The sequence below is a fragment of the Chryseobacterium sp. SIMBA_029 genome (genome assembly GCF_046535275.1).
Lineage (GTDB): Bacteria > Bacteroidota > Bacteroidia > Flavobacteriales > Weeksellaceae > Chryseobacterium.
The window spans coordinates 596,948-614,777 of record NZ_JAWRXA010000001.1 but is presented as its reverse complement, the minus strand read 5'-3'; the positions used below and the strand labels follow the sequence as shown (position 1 = coordinate 614,777).

Here is a 17,830-nt window from a genome sequence, read left to right as displayed (position 1 = left end):
ATATGAAGTTTCAAAGTTTATATAGTTTCTTTTTTAAAAGTACTACACTGCTCTATAGTGGTGTGGTACTTTTACCTTTATTGTCATGCAAAACAGCTGCATCCGGTGCAGGAAATGAAGTTCAGGTTTGGCTTACAAAAGGTGATGAAAGCGTAAAATTGCAGATACAACATCCTGTCCGTTTTGTAAACACTCCTAATAACATTCAAAATATTGAAATTGATGACACCCAAAAGTTTCAATATGTTGACGGTTTTGGATATACCTTAACAGGAGGAAGTGTAGAAGTGATTAATAAGCTTTCACCTTTAAAGAGAAAGGCCTTGCTTCAGGAGCTTTTCGGAAGTGGTAAAAACGCCATAGGAGTAAGTTACCTGAGGCTAAGCATAGGAGCATCTGATCTTGATGGTACTGTTTTTTCTTACGATGATCTTCCGGAAGGACAAACAGATCCCTCTCTTTCTAAGTTCAGTTTGGCAAAAGATAAAAATTTAATCGCCATGCTTAAAGAGATTCTGGCAATAAATCCTAACATTAAAATTATTGCAGCTCCCTGGTCGGCTCCGGTTTGGATGAAAGACAACGGGAAATCAAAAGGCGGAAGCTTGAAACCAGAATATTATGGTGTATATGCCGATTATTTTGTAAAATATATTCAGGGAATGCAGAGAGAAGGGATTGCTATAAATGCCATTACCCCTCAGAATGAACCGTTGCATCCGGGGAATAATCCCAGTTTGTATATGCCTTCCAATCAGCAGAAAGATTTTATTAAAAATAATTTAGGTCCGGCTTTTAAGAAAAACAATCTTAAAACAAAGATTGTAGTCTATGACCACAATTGCAACAAGCCGGAATATGCTATGGATATTTTAAGCGATCCGGATGCGTATCAATATATTGATGGATCAGCTTTCCATCTTTATGAAGGTGATGTCTCTGCTTTAGGTACTGTTCATGCTGCTTTTCCCGATAAAAATTTGTATTTTACCGAGCAATGGACAGGCGCAAAAGGAACTTTTAATGAAGATTTAAATTGGCATACCAGAAATGTGGTCATCGGTTCCATGAGAAACTGGAGCAAAACAGCACTGGAATGGAATCTGGCCAATGATCCGCAATACGGACCTCATACAGATGGAGGCTGCACAGAATGTAAAGGAGCAATAACCGTTACCGATAAAGAAAACTTTACGAGAAACGTTGCTTATTATATCATTGCGCATGCTTCAAAATTCATCCCTGCAAATTCCAGAAGAATTGCTTCTACACAGACGAAAAACCTTTCTACAGCAGCTTTTATAACACCTGCAGGAAAGAAAGTTTTGATTGTACAGAACGACTCTAAAAATGAAGAAACCTTTACTATCAAGTATAACGGAAAAACAGCAGCTGTAAACCTCTCAGGAAGTTCAGTGGCAACCTACGTTTTTTAAAGAAAAAGATATGAAAAAAAGATGCCTTTTATTAGCATTCGCAACATTCGGAATAAGCATTTCTGCACAAAAATCTATTGATCAGAAAGTTGCTGATCTGTTGTCTAAAATGACCCTTGAAGAAAAGGTGGGCCAATTGGTACAGTACAGTGGTTTTGAATATGCTACAGGACCTCAGAATTCTAATTCCGCGAGTGTTCTGGATGAAATAAAAAAAGGTAAAGTAGGATCTATGCTGAACGTAGCAGGAACTGAAGAAACGCATTCTTTTCAAAAACTGGCGTTGCAGTCGCGTTTAAAAATTCCTTTATTATTCGGTCAGGATGTGATTCATGGTTACAGAACCACTTTTCCTGTTAATATCGGACAAGCGGCAAGCTGGGACCTTGCATTAATTGAGAAATCTGAACGAATTGCAGCAACAGAAGCATCTGCCTATGGAATTCACTGGACCTTTGCACCGATGGTAGATATTGCAAGAGATCCGAGATGGGGAAGAGTAATGGAAGGTTCCGGGGAAGATACCTATCTGGGAACAAAGATTGGACTTGCAAGAATCAAAGGATTTCAGGGAAAAGGGTTAGGAAATATTGATGCAGTGATGGCCTGTGCAAAACATTTTGCGGCATATGGAGCAGCAGTGGGCGGAAGAGATTACAATTCTGTTGATATGAGTCTAAGACAGCTGCATGAAACCTATTTACCTCCTTTCAAAGCAGCGGCAGAAGCCGGAGTAGCTACTTTCATGAATTCATTTAATGATATCAACGGGATTCCTGCGACAGCTAACAAATATATTCAAAGAGATCTTTTGAAAGGAAAATGGAATTATCAGGGATTTGTAGTTTCAGACTGGGGAAGTATTGGAGAAATGGTTCCTCACGGCTATGCAAAAGATAATAAAGAAGCAGCAGAAAAAGCAATTTTGGCCGGAAGCGATATGGACATGGAAAGCCGTGCCTACATGGCTGAACTTCCAGGATTAGTAAAGGAAGGAAAAGTAGATGCAAAGTTCATTGATGATGCTGCAAGAAGAATTTTAATTAAAAAATTTGAAATGGGTCTGTTTGATGATCCTTACAGATTTAGCAATGATAAAAGACAGCAGGAGCAGACAAACAATTTAGAGAACAGAAAATTTGGAAGAGAGTTTGGCTCCAAGAGTATTGTATTATTAAAAAATACAAATAAGGTTCTGCCACTTTCAAAATCTACAAAGACAGTTGCTTTAATCGGACCTTTCGGAAAGGAAACAACAGCCAATCACGGTTTCTGGTCGGTAGCTTTCAAAGATGACAATCAAAGAATTGTAACTCAGTTTGACGGAATCAAAAATCAGTTGGATAAAAACTCAACTTTATTATATGCTAAAGGCTGTAACGCTGATGATCAGGATACATCCATGTTTGCGGAAGCTGTAGAAACGGCTAAAAAAGCAGATGTCGTGATTATGACCCTGGGAGAAGGACATGCAATGAGCGGAGAAGCCAAAAGCCGAAGCAATATCCATTTTTCAGGGGTTCAGGAAGAATTGCTGAAAGAAATTGCAAAAACAGGTAAACCTATCGTGTTGATGATCAATGCCGGAAGACCGTTGGTTTTTGACTGGGCGGCCGACAATATTTCAACGATCGTGTATACCTGGTGGCTTGGAACGGAAGCAGGAAATTCTATTGCAGACGTTCTGTTCGGAACAGTGAACCCGGCTGGAAAATTACCAATGAGTTTTCCGAGAACCGAAGGACAGATTCCGGTATACTATAATCATTATAATACAGGAAGACCTGCTAAAAATAATACCGACAGAAATTATGTTTCCGCATATATCGATTTAGATAATGATCCGAAATTCCCTTTTGGGTATGGACTAAGTTATACAGATTTCAACTATTCTGATATGACGTTAAGTTCAACGGATCTGAAAGGAAATCAGACATTAGATATTAAAGTAACGGTTTCCAACAAAGGAAAATATGATGGGGAAGAAGTCGTACAGCTTTATATCAGAGATCTTTTTGGAAAAGTGGTAAGACCGGTAAAAGAATTAAAAGGATTCCAGAAAATCTTCATTAAAAAAGGAGAAAGCAAAACGGTAAACTTTAAACTTACCACGGAAGATTTGAAATTCTATGATGATGCACTGAATTATGATTGGGAAGGCGGTGAGTTTGACATCATGGTGGGAACCAGTTCTAAAGATGTTCAGACTAAAAGAATTAATTGGGTAAAATAAATAAAAATACACCAACACGAGCGGGCTTTAGTCCGCTTTTGGAGGTAAAGGGAGTTCGGTTTTAACTCAATATATAAAAATCATTAATGAAAATCAATATTCAACATATCATGACTCTGTTAATGGGAGGAGCTTTGGCTTTTTCTGTTTCAGGCTGTGTCTCAAATAAACCCGATTCCAGCAGGAAATTGATCTGGAATGATGAATTTAATGGAAAAGGATTACCGGATTCTTCGAAATGGAATTATGAAGTAGGCGGAGATGGCTATGGAAATGACGAAGCCCAGTTTTATACCAAAAACCGCCTGGAAAATGCCAGGGTTGAAAATGGAAACCTGGTCATTGAAGCCAGAAAAGAAAACTGGGAGAAAAGTAAATATACTTCCGCAAGGCTTTTGACCAGAGGGAAATTCTCCTTTCAGTATGGAACCGTGGAAGTAAGGGCAAAACTCCCCAAAGGCCGCGGAACCTGGCCAGCGATCTGGATGATGAGCGAAAATATGAAGCAATGGCCTGATGACGGGGAACTGGATATCATGGAACATGTGGGTTTTAATCCCGGATATATCCATGCCTCAGTGCATACAAAAAAGTACAATCATATTCTGGGAACCCAGAAAACAGACACTCTGATTGTACGTGATGCCAGTGAAAAATTCCATGTCTATAAAGCAGACTGGACTCCTGAAAAGATTGATGTATACATTGATGATACAAAGTTTTTCACCTATGAAAATAAAGAAAAAAGCTATGAGGCCTGGCCTTTTGATCAGCCGTATTTTATCATTTTAAATCTGGCTGTAGGAGGATTTTGGGGTGGAAAAGAGGGAATAGATGACACCATTTTCCCTCAGAAATATTATATAGATTATGTAAGGGTGTATCAGAATAAATAATGAAGTGAGAGTGATTTTTCTCTCCATAAATAGAAAGAAAAAATATGAAAAAATTAATCGTAAGTTGTTTTGTAATGGGACTTGCTTTGAATGCAAATGCCCAGAATTATTGGAAAAAAAATGCAGGGAAAACAGCTAAGGTAATTCTTACCAGTTCCAAAACCAATGAAAAAATGGTGGATAAAGGAACGGTAAAGTTTGAAAAATTTGGACAGCCAAAAGAAACGGATGCCTGCATCTTTGTAGATCCGGATTTTAAATATCAGAAATTGATCGGAATTGGAGGTGCCATCACCGATGCATCTGCTGAAACTCTTGCTAAAATGCCTAAAAATAAGCAGAAGGAGATTATGGAAGCCTATTTTGGGAAAAATGGACTGGGATATACGGTGGTTCGTACCAACATGAATTCTTGTGATTTCTCAAGCGATTCCTATACGTATGTTGCTGAAAATGATACTTCTTTGAAGTCTTTCAATGTAGCTCATGATGAGAAATATAAAATTCCTATGATCAAAGAGGCTCAGAAAATGATAGGAAAAGACTTTACATTTTACTTTTCTCCATGGAGCCCGCCAGCTTGGATGAAATCCAATAAAAGTATGCTGAAAGGAGGCAGATTGGAAAATCAATATTATCAGCCTTGGGCAGACTACTATGTTAAATTCATTAAAGAATACGAAAAAAGAGGAATCAATGTCTGGGGAATGACTATCCAGAATGAACCGATGGCGACGCAAACCTGGGAGTCTTGTATCTATTCTGCGGAAGAAGAAGGGGAGTTTCTTAAAAATAATTTAGGACCAACCCTTTGGAAAAATGGATACAAAGATAAAAAAGTAATGATCTGGGATCACAACAGAGATTTAATTTACCAAAGAGCTACCACGACGCTAAGCGATCCGGAAACTTCAAAATATGCTTCAGGTATTGGCTACCACTGGTATGAAACATGGAACAACAAAACGCAGTTGTTTGATAATTTATTAGAAACTCAGAGGGCATTTCCGGATAAATTTTTAGCATTTACAGAAGGATGTAAAGAGCAGTTTGATATGTCCAGAATCAATGAAGTGAGCCTGGGGGAATTATACGGAAGAAATATGATCAATGATTTCAACAAAGGAACCGCCTTATGGACAGACTGGAATGTTTTGCTGGATGAAACCGGAGGCCCGAATCATGTTGGAAACTTCTGTTTTGCACCTATTATTGCCGATACAAAAACAGGAGAAGTTCATTACACCTACGAATATTATTATGTAGGCCATGTGTCAAAATATATCAAGCCTAATGCCCAGAGAATAGGAAGTTCTTCCAACAGAGCTGCCTTAACCTCTACAACGTTTATGAATGAAAATGGACAATTGGTAACGGTAATTATGAACGACACCGATAATGATATCGAAACCAACCTTTGGATCGAAGGAATGTCAGCGAAGCTTTCAGCACCTTCACACTCTATACAGACCGTAATTTTATAGACTTCATATTAACATTTTAATGAAAACCGGCGGGCTCTCTGAGCCCGCCGGTTTGTTTTGTCTGAATAAAATTGATTACATCTTTTGATATTCATATATTCCCAGGAAACCTAAAATGGTTTGATAGAGTTTGCGAGTTGATATAAAGAATTAAATTTAGAAATCTAAGGAAATTAATTCAGTATCAAATCAGCATTCCAGCCAGCAGGGAAACAATTGCTTTCTTCTGAATATGAGCATGTTTTTCCTGTTGCATTTTCACATTGTTCTTGTGTAGCATAAGGATGGTAGAATGGTGATTTAGGTCCCGGGCATCCTTCTTTAGTGCCTCCTTTTACTGATTTTAAAGCCTCTCTTGAGATGTTTCTAAGATTTTTCATGATAATAAGTTTTTAGTTTTCCTACTCTGTTATAAGCTTTTCAGATTCCGCTTTTATTTAATCCTAAAGTAGTGATTTTTTTAATATGTCAATTATAATCATATGAATTATTGATTGTATGTAAAAATAGAAGGATATTTTTAGGTGAATCTTAAAAATGGACATAAAAAAACAACGCAAAATAGTTTGCGTTGTTTTTTTATAGTATGATCCAAATAATCCTTGCAGACTATTGGAAATGTCAATATTTATTCAACATCATATTTGTTGATGACCTTCTGAGAAACTCCGGTATTGCTGAATCCTCCATCATGGAATAGGTTCTGCATAGTTACTTTTTTGGTAAGATCAGAGAACAGAGTTACACAGTAATCTGCACATTCCAGGGCTGATGCGTTTCCTAATGGAGACATATCTTCAGCATAGCCTAAGAAACCTCCGAAACCTTTTACTCCGCTTCCTGCAGTGGTAACTGTAGGAGACTGAGAAACTGTATTTACACGCACTTTTCTTTCTCCCCAGTAATATCCGAAAGTTCTTGCAATACTTTCTAAATACGCTTTATTATCAGACATATCATTGTAATCCGGGAACGTTCTTTGTGCTGCGATATAAGAAAGTGCCAAAATACTTCCCCACTCATTCATACAGTCTTTTTCCCATGCCGTACGCATTACTTTGTGGAAAGATACTGCTGAGATGTCCCAACCTTTTTCCAACCAATCGTAATTCATTTCGGTATAGTGTTTTCCTTTTCTTACATTTACGGACATTCCTATAGAGTGAAGGATAAAATCTATTTTACCAAACTTCGCTACTGCAGCATCAAAAAGTTTTTCAAGATCTTCAGTAGACGTTGCATCTGCACCGATTACTTCAGAACCTGTTTTTTCTGCTAAACCGTTAAGCTCTCCCATTCTCAAAGCGATAGGAGCATTAGACAGGATAAATTCAGCACCTTCTTCATGGCATCTCTCAGCAACTTTCCATGCGATAGATTGTTCATTAAGGGCTCCAAAAATAATTCCCTTCTTGCCTTTAAGTAAACCGTATGACATAATTTTTTAATGTTTATTAACTACAAATGTAGCGATAATTTATGTTTAGAGCATAATAAAAAACAGAGCCTTTATAAAAAGACTCTGTTTTCTTGAAAATATTTATACGACTGAAATTCTAATTGGTTTTCTTGTTCCATTCTGCTTTTACATCCTCAGCAGCATCTTTTGTTTTCTCCCATGCATCATTGGCATGATCCTTAACACTTTCCCACGCATCAGAAGCGTTGTTCTTTACTTTGTCAAGCCAATCTTCCTGTGTAGCTTCCTCATCATTTGCTCTTTTTTCATTAATATAATCCTTAGCTTTATCTGCCAATTCATTTACTTTCCATTTTGCTTTGTCCGCTGCATTTTGTAAAGAGTTTTCTGTGTTGTTTACTGCATTTTCCGCTTTGTTATAATCTGAATTGTTCATAATATTAAAATTTTGTTGTGATGGTATTGAATAAACAAGAACCATTCCTAAAATAAAAAGATGTTGTTAAATTTTTCATAATATTTTGTTATAATTTTCTAAACATTATTTCATACGTAGTATTATTTTAATTCATAATAAAAATAATATGAAAATTGGAAATGGGTTAAAAAGAAATCCTATTCATATTATAGGCTATACTCCAAATATAAATAGAGTGTTCTTATTCATTGAAATGCAAAATCGGAGGTTAAAATTTATCATCAATGCTGCTATGAATTGATGAGAGTAAGACGATACTGAAGGTTAAAATGGCCTCTCATTCCATAAAAACATGTTTCATTACTTAGTGATAAATTATATTTTAATCATTTTTTAGTGATTTTTTTATGAATTTTATAATTTTTTTTATAATTTTTAAAATGTAAATATACTGTTAATGCCTTTTTATACACGATTTAACCATTTGTTCATATTGGTATATGTTTCATTTAATTGTGATTAAATGGGGATTTATTCCCATATATGAGTAGTTAATTGAGGAATTGTTAAAAATTTTGATGTTTTATTGGAAATTGTTATATTTGCACCGTTCTATAATGAACAATTATTCAGGAAGTCATGTTAAAAAAACTAAAACCTCAATTCATTTTCCCCCTTTTATTATTAAATTATTTCGCTTACGCACAGGTGGGGATTGGTACTCCGAGTCCTGATAATTCGGCTATGTTGCAAATTAGTTCCAAAAATAAAGGAGTTCTTCTTCCTAGTGTCGCATTAACTGCATTAACGGACAATGTTACCATATCGTCTCCTGCGGTTGGTCTTATGGTATGGAACAACGGAAGTGGAGGTTTATCTGAAACCGGATTTTATTACTGGAATGAATCCAAATGGAATAAGCTGTCAACAACTCCCAGCTCAGGAAATGGGATCAATAGTGGAGGAGGTAGTGGCTGGAATACTACCGGAAGCAACGCCGGAAATTACAGCGGTTCCGGTACAGGACTCTCTTTAGGAACCTCAACACTGGATGATCTTGTATTTAAAGTGAATGCTTCAACTATAGGAAGATTGGGGACTAATAATTCAGTAAGTTTTGGAGTGGGTTCCAATGCTGCTCAAAATGGAATTGCTATTGGGAATTCCAGCAGTTCATATCAGGGGATTTCTATCGGTACAAATGCTTCTGTAACCGCTAATGAATCTGTTGCTATAGGAGCGAATACTCAAATTTCAGGGTATCAGTCAACAGCATTGGGATACAATGCGAAAGTGACTGTGAATGAAGCTATCGCTGTAGGAAATAATGCTGAATCTAATGGTTTTCAGTCAACAGCAATCGGGTATAAGGCAAAAACAACGAAAAATGAATCAACGGCCATCGGGAATAATTCTCAGGCGGGAGGCTTTCAGTCAATAGCATTAGGATTTAACGCAAAGACGAATTCCAACAGTGAAACGGCTTTAGGGTATAATAGTGTAACGAACAACGAAAATTCTACGGCTCTGGGCTCAGGCGCCAGTGCATTGGGACAGTTTTCTACTGCGGTAGGATATGGAGCTTCTACAGCACAGCTTAATGCCATCGTTCTTGGAAATAATAATGCCAACGTAGGTATCGGAACTTCTGCACCCAATACTTCTGCAAAATTAGATGTGAATGGACAATATAAGTTAGGGGAGAAGGGAACTGTGAATAAGAACCAGATCAGTTTTGAGATCTGGCCGAGTGTATCGGTGAATAACCTTCCTCCGGGAAAATCAACAACACTGAATATTGCTATTCCAGCCAATGTACAACCGGGATCTACCAGAGCAACTATTGTGGTGTCGCCAGCAGGGGATTTTGCAGGAAATGCGACATTTTCTATCTCAAATCCGAGAATGACCTCCACATCAAGCATTACCATCAATCTTACCAATATTTCGGGTAATCCGGAAAATTTATATTCAGGTCATTTTTATGTGACAGTGAATGAGTTTTAAAGAAGGCAAAGAGTAGTTGATCGGCTTAATAAACAATCGTATATTCAAGGATAACTCCATCTTCATTTATTGTGCAGACATTCTTGTTATTTGTTACCAGAATATAATTGTTATGTAGATTTGGGGCTAGTTCTTCTTTTAAAAAGTACTCCAATTCATCCTTACTTATATTTTCTTGGCTCCCTTTAAAAAATAATTTTTTCCCTTTGCTGACAAATATATCCCTGATTAAAACAATATCATCAGTATCTGATAATTGAGATAATAAATATTCTGATTTTATTTCTTTGAAGTTTTTACTACTAATAATATGTTGCTTAAGTTCTTCTAAATTATCGACCATAATAGATTTCATTAATTAAAACTGTCATAAAAATACAACCATTCAAATTTCATGATCATATCAAATAATAAAAAGGACCTCAACTTGAGATCCTTTTATTGCTTATAGGTTGCTAAATATGAATTACTTGATAATTCTCTCTAATACCCAGTTAATAAGATTTTTCTCCGATGCATGATGGTCTGCTGAGAATTCACCACGTCTTCTGTTGGCAATTACATTATTTACCGTGATCGCTTTATGTCCCAATAATTTTGAAAGAGCATAGATCGCAGAAGTTTCCATTTCGAAATTGGTTACCCCAAGATCATTTAATGTTTCCAGAAACTTATCATCCAACGCTTTTAAACGAAGCTGTCTTCCCTGTGGAGCGTAAAATCCCGGGAATGTAGCAGTATTTCCGTGGTATTTTGCATCTTTATAATACTCGCCCATATCCTCTGCCCAATCGGAGAAATAAAGCATCGGTTTGATCTTCGCATAAGGGAATTTTTCTAAAAAGTTCTTAGAAAATTCATTCTCAAACTCATAATCCTGATAGAAATGCATTAGTCCGTCCAATCCCACAACATTCTGGGTAACCAGCATATTATCTACCTGAACATCAGGGTTTACACTTCCGCACGTTCCCATACGGAAAAGTTCAAGTGCTTTATGTTCCGTTTTAAATTCTTTGTTTTGAAGATCAATATTTACCAGAGCATCAAGCTCATTCATCACAATATCAATATTTTCAGTACCGATACCTGTAGACATCACCGTGATTCTTTCACCACGTAATGTTCCGGTGTGGGTATAAAATTCTCTTTTGTTTTTTTTGATCTCTACTGTATCAAAATAGTTCGATACTTTTGCGACACGGTCCGGATCTCCTACAAGGATGATCTTGTCTGCAATATCTTCAGGTAAAAGGTTCAAGTGGTATACACTTCCGTCATCGTTCAGAACAAGTTCTGATGCTGCAAGCTTATTAAGCATAATTATATTTTATTTATTTTAATCAATGAAAATGGCATTCTTGTAAGGAGAATTAGCCAGCTCGAAAATTGAGCTATATTCTTCTACAATCCTTTTCTGCCCGTTGAAAACCTCGTAAACAGTAACGGTGGTTTTCTCAAAATTTTTAGGATCTTTTCTCTGGGAGGTCACTTCATAAAAATGATCGTCTTTTTTTATTACAGAAACCAGTTCCTCTTTCGTAGACTGGTTGGATGTTACCATTCCCGGAAAATCCATGAAAACATCTTTCAGTTCTTTATAATTCTTATATACTTTGGTCTGTCCGTTTGAATAAACATACACTTTGGGCACCGGCTGATCCTGCCTTAATCGGATCAAGTAATAATCATCTCCTTTTTTTTCTGCATATACCGCCATTTCCTGTCCCAGTTTCTGGGAAAATACGGAAAATGAAAAAAGACTTGCCACAAAAGCGAATAGTAATTTTGCTTTCATAATAATATTTAGTTTTTAATGTGCTGGTTTCAATGGTAAAATGCCTCCCCAATATCCTTTCATCATCATTTTAAAATCAGGCTTTTAGAATCTGTCGGCCTTTTCAGTATAATGAATTTGATTTCGGGGTTTAAAATTAATAAAAATTCCTTTATCAAAAATATAAACATTATTTAATGCTGCATTAAAGATAAGATAATGTGTAACGAATAGCTTTGCAGCTAAAAATTAATGAAATTTTATCCGTTGCTTGTTACCGTATTGCTGACTGGTTTTGCCGTAATGTCATTTAACCCAACCGACAGGGGAATGAAAAACGACAATACAGTTGTTAATGCAGGTTTATCTGATTTTAAAAGTAAGCTTGAACAATTGAAATCCGATGTAGATCAATTTTCTGAAGACAAAATAACGGTTGAAGAGCTCCGGAAATCATTAAGCAGCACGAGAAATTCCTTTAAAGAGATTGAATTTTACGTAGCTTACCACTATCCTGAATTTACGAAAACCCATCTGAATGCAGCGCCTCTTTTTCATATAGAAGCTGCCGGAACCTCTGCCTATACGCTTCCTCCGGAAGGACTTCAGGTATTGGATGAACTGATTTTCTCTGATGAAGCAGCCAATGAAAAGGAAAAAATCAAAGAAATTACCACCTTTTTATACAACAGCTATTCAAATTTTCATCTGAATTCTTTAAAAAACGGATTAAGCAAAGGAAATAACAAAACGCTGCCGCTTCGTTTAGAACTGATAAGAATTTATACATTGGGGGTGACGGGCTTTGATACGCCCGGTTCTTTACGTATTTCCGAAGAAGCAAGCCATGCGCTGCTGGGAATTAAAAAATACATCAACGACGATCCTTATTTCAAAGGATACAATATCAATAAAGCCAATTCAATCCTAACAGAAAGCAGAGAATATCTGTCAAAAAATACAGACTTTGAAACGTTTGACAGGATAGAATTTTACAAAAAATATATTCAGCCGCTGTATGAAGAATTTGGGAAATGGGATGGAAGGACAGATGACCTGAAAGAATTTTCAGGATGGAATGTAAGTAATACAAACCTTTTCAGCAGCGATTTCCTTGATCCATATTTCTATACCTTATTACAATCTTCCGAAGACAATCCTGAGATGAGGAGTGTAGGAAAAGAAATATTTTACGATCAGAATGTAAGTGAAAATGGTAAAATGAGTTGTGCCACATGCCATCTTCCTGAAAATGCATTTACCGATTTAAAAATAAAATCTCAAACCAATGTTGAAGGAAAAACAGTGATAAGAAATTCGCCTTCTTTGTACAATGTTGTTTTTGCGAAAAGATTCTTTTATGATATGCGGGCTTTTTACATCGAGCAGCAGGCAGAACATGTCATTTATAACAAAGATGAATTCAATACCAGCTATGAAAGCATCATAAAAAAACTGAAAACAAAACCGGAATATAAAAAAGCATTCAAAAAAGCCTTTAAAGACGGGAAAATAAGTAAAGAAAACTTTTCAAAAGCGCTAAGCTCCTATGTGGCTTCACTGTATTCTTTTGAAAGTGATTTTGACCGTTTTATGAGAAATGAAAAAGAAATATCGCAGGATGCCCAAAAAGGATTTAACCTGTTTATGGGAAAAGCAAACTGTGCAACCTGCCATTTTGCTCCACACTTTTCAGGACTGGTTCCGCCGTTTTTTAATGAAAATGAATCCGAAGTGTTAGGCGTAACAAAAAAGCCATTGAACCAACTTCCCATTGAATTAGATACAGACCGCGGAAGGGCAGACAGCCCGATGAAAAAGGAGAAATCATGGATTTATGAAAATTCTTTCAAAACGGTTACAGTAAGAAATATTGAACTTACCAAACCCTATTTCCATAATGGAGCATTCAACACCCTGGAAGAGGTGATGGATTTTTATAATGAAGGTGGTGGAGAAGGAGCAGGATTAAAAATGAAGAACCAGACGCTTCCTGCGGATAAATTAAACTTGTCTAAACCGGAAATCAAACAGATTATTGCTTTCTTACATACTCTGACTGATATCAGTCAGGCAAAAAAATAATGTGGACTTTTGTGAAATATGGGAGTAAGTGTAAAATTTAGTTGAATCTTAATAGTTTTTCATAAAAGACCTTAATGAAGTTTTCAGAGCTGATTTAATATTAATTTTAACAGAACGAACTGATAGTAAATTGTAAAATGAGAATTTTTTTTAAACGATCGTTTTGTGAGATTAGGACTCATTAATAAAATTACACTTATATAATCGAGCATATTTAAAATCACTCCAACCTGAAATAACCTGGTCATGCAAAATTGAAATCAGGTGCTCAAAGCTTCTAAATTTTGCACAATATTTACAAAAATGTAGCTTAACTTATACTGGAAATTTTGTTTGCATATCCAAATCTGAAAATAAATTTAAAAAAATGAACTGCTTAATATAATTTTATTATTTTTTAAAAAAAATTATATGTTATGAAAAAAATCTATTTTTTAATTATCGTCTCAATCTCTACCTATTCTAATGGGCAAATTAGCTTAGCTACTTCTGGGGTTGCATATTCGCAAAATTTTGATAGTATGGGTAGTACCACTACATTGCCATCAGACTGGAGTGCTATCACGGCAGGTGGACTTTTGCCAAGTGGGGTAACAATGCTTCCTGTGGTAAGCAACGGAGGAGCTTCAACTTCGGGTGGTGTATTCAATGTGGGAACCGTTTCAGCTGCTGATAGGGCTTTAGGAGTTTTGGCTGCAACTAATATTGCTGCTTTTGGAGCAAGATTTATTAATAATACTGGATCTCCTGTTACAAGTGTTATAATAGCATTTACTGAAGAGCAGTGGAGGACAGGCGGTAATTCTGCTGCCGAGACAGTAGCATTTTATTACAGTACAAATGCTACAAGTTTACTGGTAAATTCAGGAATATGGATTCCGGTGACGAATTTGAATTTAACTGAGATACTTACCTCTAGTAATGATAATATCGCAGTTGACGGCAATTTATCAATAAATAAAGCAGACAAATCATATACCATTACGGGCTTAAATATTGCAAACGGAGGTGTGCTTTCTATAAAATGGATTGATGCTAAAGAAACTGGTAATAATGGGATGTATGCAATAGACGATTTTTCTTTGACACCAATTGTCACCTCTCTAAGTGTCTCTGATGTCAAAAATGTTAAATCAGATTTCATTAAAAATACTTTTATTAAAAATGAAGAAATTATTTTCGGCACCGATGTGAAAGATATTAAAGTTTATACAATTTCAGGACAAGTTGTAAAAACCGGTTCAGTAAAACAAAATACCCCTTTAAATATTACAGAATTGCAAAAAGGGAATTATATAGTAACAGGAACAATAAATAATCATTTGGTTTCCCAGAAGATTTTAAAAGATTAATTTAAAATACTTTACTTAAAGTTAATCAGTTGTCTATTATCGACAACTGATTTTTTTTAATTGTATTAAAGATAAAATACTATTTCCTCTTCGAAGATTTCCTCACACAAATCTGCAACGGCAAAATCACTTTCTTTTCAATAGAAACTGCTATCTTAATTTGGTCAATGTGTTGAAATCCATATTTCTTTCGTTCTTTTTGTTTCAATACGGTCGTTATAGCTTACCCGTTAAATAATTATAAGCCATTAAGTAGCTCTTCTATCAACCTAAATTTAAGTAGTTTTGTACTATTTTATAACTTTTTTGTTCAAGTTACTGAAGAAATTTTTCTTTAGTAATCAATTAAAATACTTCTAATACATGAACATCTTTTCTCTATCTCTTTTAACATAAAATTAATGTAATTAACATTGGGTTTTTGATTAATTAATACGCACTGCTGTTTATTTAAAGTCCTATTAACAGAGGGAAAACTATAAAAAAATAGCTTTGCAAGGTCTAATAAATCAAAATTAAAAATGAAGAAAAAACTACTGACAATTGCAGCTCTTGCATTACTCACGAGTTCGGCCGTCCAGGCACAAACTTTTATTTTCAACAAAAATGCCTCATGGAGTTATAAAGACAACAACCAGGCACAGGCAGCCCAATGGAAGGATACTACTTTTGACATTTCTACATGGGCAGTAGGAGACGGACCTTTGGGGTACGGAGATCCGGTAACCACAACCATCAGTTCAGGCCTTACCACAGCATATTTTGCAAAGGATATTACCGTAAACCTGTCAGCACTTTCCGACACCATGGAACTTGGAGTGATGAGGGATGACGGTATTGTCGTTTACCTGAACGGAGAAGAGGTCGTAAGAGATAATATGCCTACAGGTACGATTACATTCGGTACCCCCTCCAGCACAACCATTGACGGAGCTGCGGAAAGTGTATACAATATTTTCTCTATTCCAAAATCAAAATTCGTTAATGGAACCAACAGGATTTCTATTGAACTGCATAACAGAACCGGAACAAGTTCGGATTTAAGAATCGATGCGTATCTTAAAACGACTACAACGACCATTCCTCCTGTTACAACCTGTAATTCCACTCATATCAGTTGCTTTACCTCAATCATTCCTACCGCACAAACTAATAAACTGATTATCCCGGCTGAGCATAAATACCAGCTTATTTTAAAAGAAGGCGATAACTACACAGAAGGAGGCGGACTGGTAGGCGGTCAAAATGACTTTACAGCATATGTTCCAAAAACGGCAAGCAGCACGAATGGATACCTTTCCGTCAATCATGAAACCAATCCTGGAGGCGTTACCATGGCGGAAATCAACTATAATGCTTCCACAAAATTATGGCAGTTAACAAGATCCAGAGCGGTGAGTTTCTCAGCACCTAGTTTGGTACAGACGATCCGAAACTGTTCAGGAGGAGTTACTCCTTGGGGAACAGTAGTTACTGCTGAAGAATCTGTAACGTCTAATGATATAAATGCAGATGGATACAAAGATTACGGATGGCTTGTAGAAATTGATCCGGCAACAGCACAGGTTATTTCTACCAATACAGACGGTTCTAAAGGGAAACTTTGGCAGATGGGAATCATGAATCACGAGAATGTTGTGATTAATAATGCAGGAACTACTGCTTATTATGGTGAAGATGGTGGAACTCATATGGTGTATAAATATGTGATGGATACCCCTAACAACCTTTCTTCAGGAAACCTGTATGTTCTGAAATTAGACCAGGGATTGTCCACAGCCGGAGATCCTGTAGGAACTACTGCGGTATGGGTTCAGGTTCCAAACAAAACCAAAGCAGACCAGAATAACACGGCTACTCTTGCCCAGTCATTAGGAGGAACAAAATTCAATGGGGTAGAAGATGTAGATATCAGTCCATTAGACGGGAAAATCTATTTTACAGCAAAAGGATTGGATAAAGTATACCGTTTACAGGATAACGGAACTACGGCATCACAGGTGGAAACTTTCGTAGGAGGAGCTTCTACACTTTATTCTTTCAATACGGCGCAGGGTATGAAATCTGAAGCCTGGGGAGATGGAAATGACAACCTTACTTTTGATGAGCTGGGGAATCTTTGGGTGCTTCAGGATGGAGGTAAAAACTATATCTGGGTAATTGCTCCGGATCATACGGCAGCTAACCCTAAAGTGAGATTGTTTGCTTCTATGCCAGCAGGTTCAGAGCCTACAGGACTTACCTTTACTCCTGATCATAAATTTGGGTTCTTCTCTATCCAGCATCCGGATGCTACCATTGCAACAGATGTTGATGCAACAGGAAACACCATTGATTACAGAGGTAAATCGGCAACTATTGTTATTGCATTAAAAAATAATTTAGGAACCACCGGTTCATTAGGAACCATAGAAAACCAAAATGCTGAAAATACAGTGACGGTTGCGCCAAACCCTACTTCAGGATTGGTGAAAATCAATTCTTCCAAAGGATTGAAAGACATTTCCGTTACTGCCTACAGTATAGAAGGTAAAATTGTCTATACAAAGAAATTTACAGGTTCAAACAAATCACTGGATATCGATTTTACTTCACAGCTTGAAACTTCGCGTGCATTGATCGTAAATATCGAAGCCGAAGGAGGATTCCAGAAAACGGTAAAACTCTTGAAAAAATAAATTATTAATACTTTCATTGCTGCCGGTGGTTTTGCCGGCAGCTT

14 protein-coding genes are annotated in these 17,830 nt (G+C 36.4%); 8 read left to right on the top strand and 6 right to left on the bottom strand.

The features are described 5' to 3' along the window. Positions 1–2: 2 nt before the first annotated feature. The 4 genes from SB679_RS02935 to SB679_RS02920 all read left to right on the top strand — a co-directional run bounded on the left by SB679_RS02935 (position 3) and on the right by SB679_RS02920 (position 6,049). Positions 3–1,436 (top strand): glycoside hydrolase family 30 protein, encoded by a 1,434-nt coding sequence (locus SB679_RS02935; protein ID WP_410700730.1) that lies wholly within the window; start codon positions 3–5, stop codon positions 1,434–1,436. 10 nt (positions 1,437–1,446) lie between these two features. Continuing rightward, the gene (locus tag SB679_RS02930; RefSeq protein WP_410700729.1) at positions 1,447–3,669 is read left to right on the top strand and encodes a glycoside hydrolase family 3 N-terminal domain-containing protein; all 2,223 of its coding nucleotides are present in this window, start codon (positions 1,447–1,449) and stop codon (positions 3,667–3,669) included. 86 nt (positions 3,670–3,755) lie between these two features. Beyond that, the gene (locus SB679_RS02925) at positions 3,756–4,565 is read left to right on the top strand and encodes a family 16 glycosylhydrolase (protein WP_410700728.1); all 810 of its coding nucleotides are present in this window, start codon (positions 3,756–3,758) and stop codon (positions 4,563–4,565) included. A 44-nt stretch (positions 4,566–4,609) separates the two neighbouring features. Beyond that, positions 4,610–6,049, top strand: a complete 1,440-nt coding sequence (locus tag SB679_RS02920; protein WP_410700727.1) for a glycoside hydrolase family 30 protein — start codon at positions 4,610–4,612, stop codon at positions 6,047–6,049. 173 nt (positions 6,050–6,222) lie between these two features. Here the strand turns inward: SB679_RS02920 and SB679_RS02915 are convergent, their stop codons facing one another. The 3 genes from SB679_RS02915 to SB679_RS02905 all read right to left on the bottom strand — a co-directional run bounded on the left by SB679_RS02915 (position 6,223) and on the right by SB679_RS02905 (position 7,905). Next, positions 6,223–6,429: a bacteriocin-like protein gene (locus SB679_RS02915; protein WP_410700726.1), complete on the bottom strand. Its 207-nt coding sequence runs from the start codon at positions 6,427–6,429 to the stop codon at positions 6,223–6,225. A gap of 248 nt (positions 6,430–6,677) precedes the next feature. Continuing rightward, entirely contained in the window at positions 6,678–7,487 is an 810-nt protein-coding gene (locus SB679_RS02910) for an enoyl-ACP reductase (protein ID WP_317739575.1), read from the bottom strand. Between the two features lie 118 nt (positions 7,488–7,605). Beyond that, positions 7,606–7,905: a hypothetical protein gene (locus tag SB679_RS02905; protein WP_034714453.1), complete on the bottom strand. Its 300-nt coding sequence runs from the start codon at positions 7,903–7,905 to the stop codon at positions 7,606–7,608. A 621-nt stretch (positions 7,906–8,526) separates the two neighbouring features. Here SB679_RS02905 and SB679_RS02900 point away from each other — a divergent pair. Beyond that, on the top strand, positions 8,527–9,894 hold the full coding sequence (locus SB679_RS02900) for a hypothetical protein (RefSeq protein WP_410700725.1): 1,368 nt from the start codon (positions 8,527–8,529) through the stop codon (positions 9,892–9,894). Positions 9,895–9,919: 25 nt separating this feature from the next. Here the strand turns inward: SB679_RS02900 and SB679_RS02895 are convergent, their stop codons facing one another. The 3 genes from SB679_RS02895 to SB679_RS02885 all read right to left on the bottom strand — a co-directional run bounded on the left by SB679_RS02895 (position 9,920) and on the right by SB679_RS02885 (position 11,692). After that, positions 9,920–10,249, bottom strand: coding sequence for a hypothetical protein (locus SB679_RS02895; protein ID WP_410700724.1), 330 nt, complete (start codon positions 10,247–10,249; stop codon positions 9,920–9,922). Between the two features lie 111 nt (positions 10,250–10,360). Beyond that, on the bottom strand, positions 10,361–11,215 hold the full coding sequence (locus SB679_RS02890) for a nucleoside phosphorylase (RefSeq protein ID WP_410700723.1): 855 nt from the start codon (positions 11,213–11,215) through the stop codon (positions 10,361–10,363). Positions 11,216–11,233: 18 nt separating this feature from the next. After that, complete coding sequence (locus SB679_RS02885; protein WP_410700722.1) at positions 11,234–11,692, bottom strand: hypothetical protein; 459 nt, start codon at positions 11,690–11,692, stop codon at positions 11,234–11,236. Positions 11,693–11,923: 231 nt separating this feature from the next. Here SB679_RS02885 and SB679_RS02880 point away from each other — a divergent pair, with 231 nt between their 5' ends. The 3 genes from SB679_RS02880 to SB679_RS02870 all read left to right on the top strand — a co-directional run bounded on the left by SB679_RS02880 (position 11,924) and on the right by SB679_RS02870 (position 17,786). Further along, positions 11,924–13,756 (top strand): cytochrome-c peroxidase, encoded by a 1,833-nt coding sequence (locus SB679_RS02880; RefSeq protein ID WP_410700721.1) that lies wholly within the window; start codon positions 11,924–11,926, stop codon positions 13,754–13,756. A 416-nt stretch (positions 13,757–14,172) separates the two neighbouring features. Continuing rightward, on the top strand, positions 14,173–15,108 hold the full coding sequence (locus tag SB679_RS02875; RefSeq protein ID WP_410700720.1) for a T9SS type A sorting domain-containing protein: 936 nt from the start codon (positions 14,173–14,175) through the stop codon (positions 15,106–15,108). Positions 15,109–15,629: 521 nt separating this feature from the next. Next, positions 15,630–17,786, top strand: coding sequence for an alkaline phosphatase PhoX (locus SB679_RS02870; protein ID WP_410700719.1), 2,157 nt, complete (start codon positions 15,630–15,632; stop codon positions 17,784–17,786). Positions 17,787–17,830: the final 44 nt, after the last annotated feature.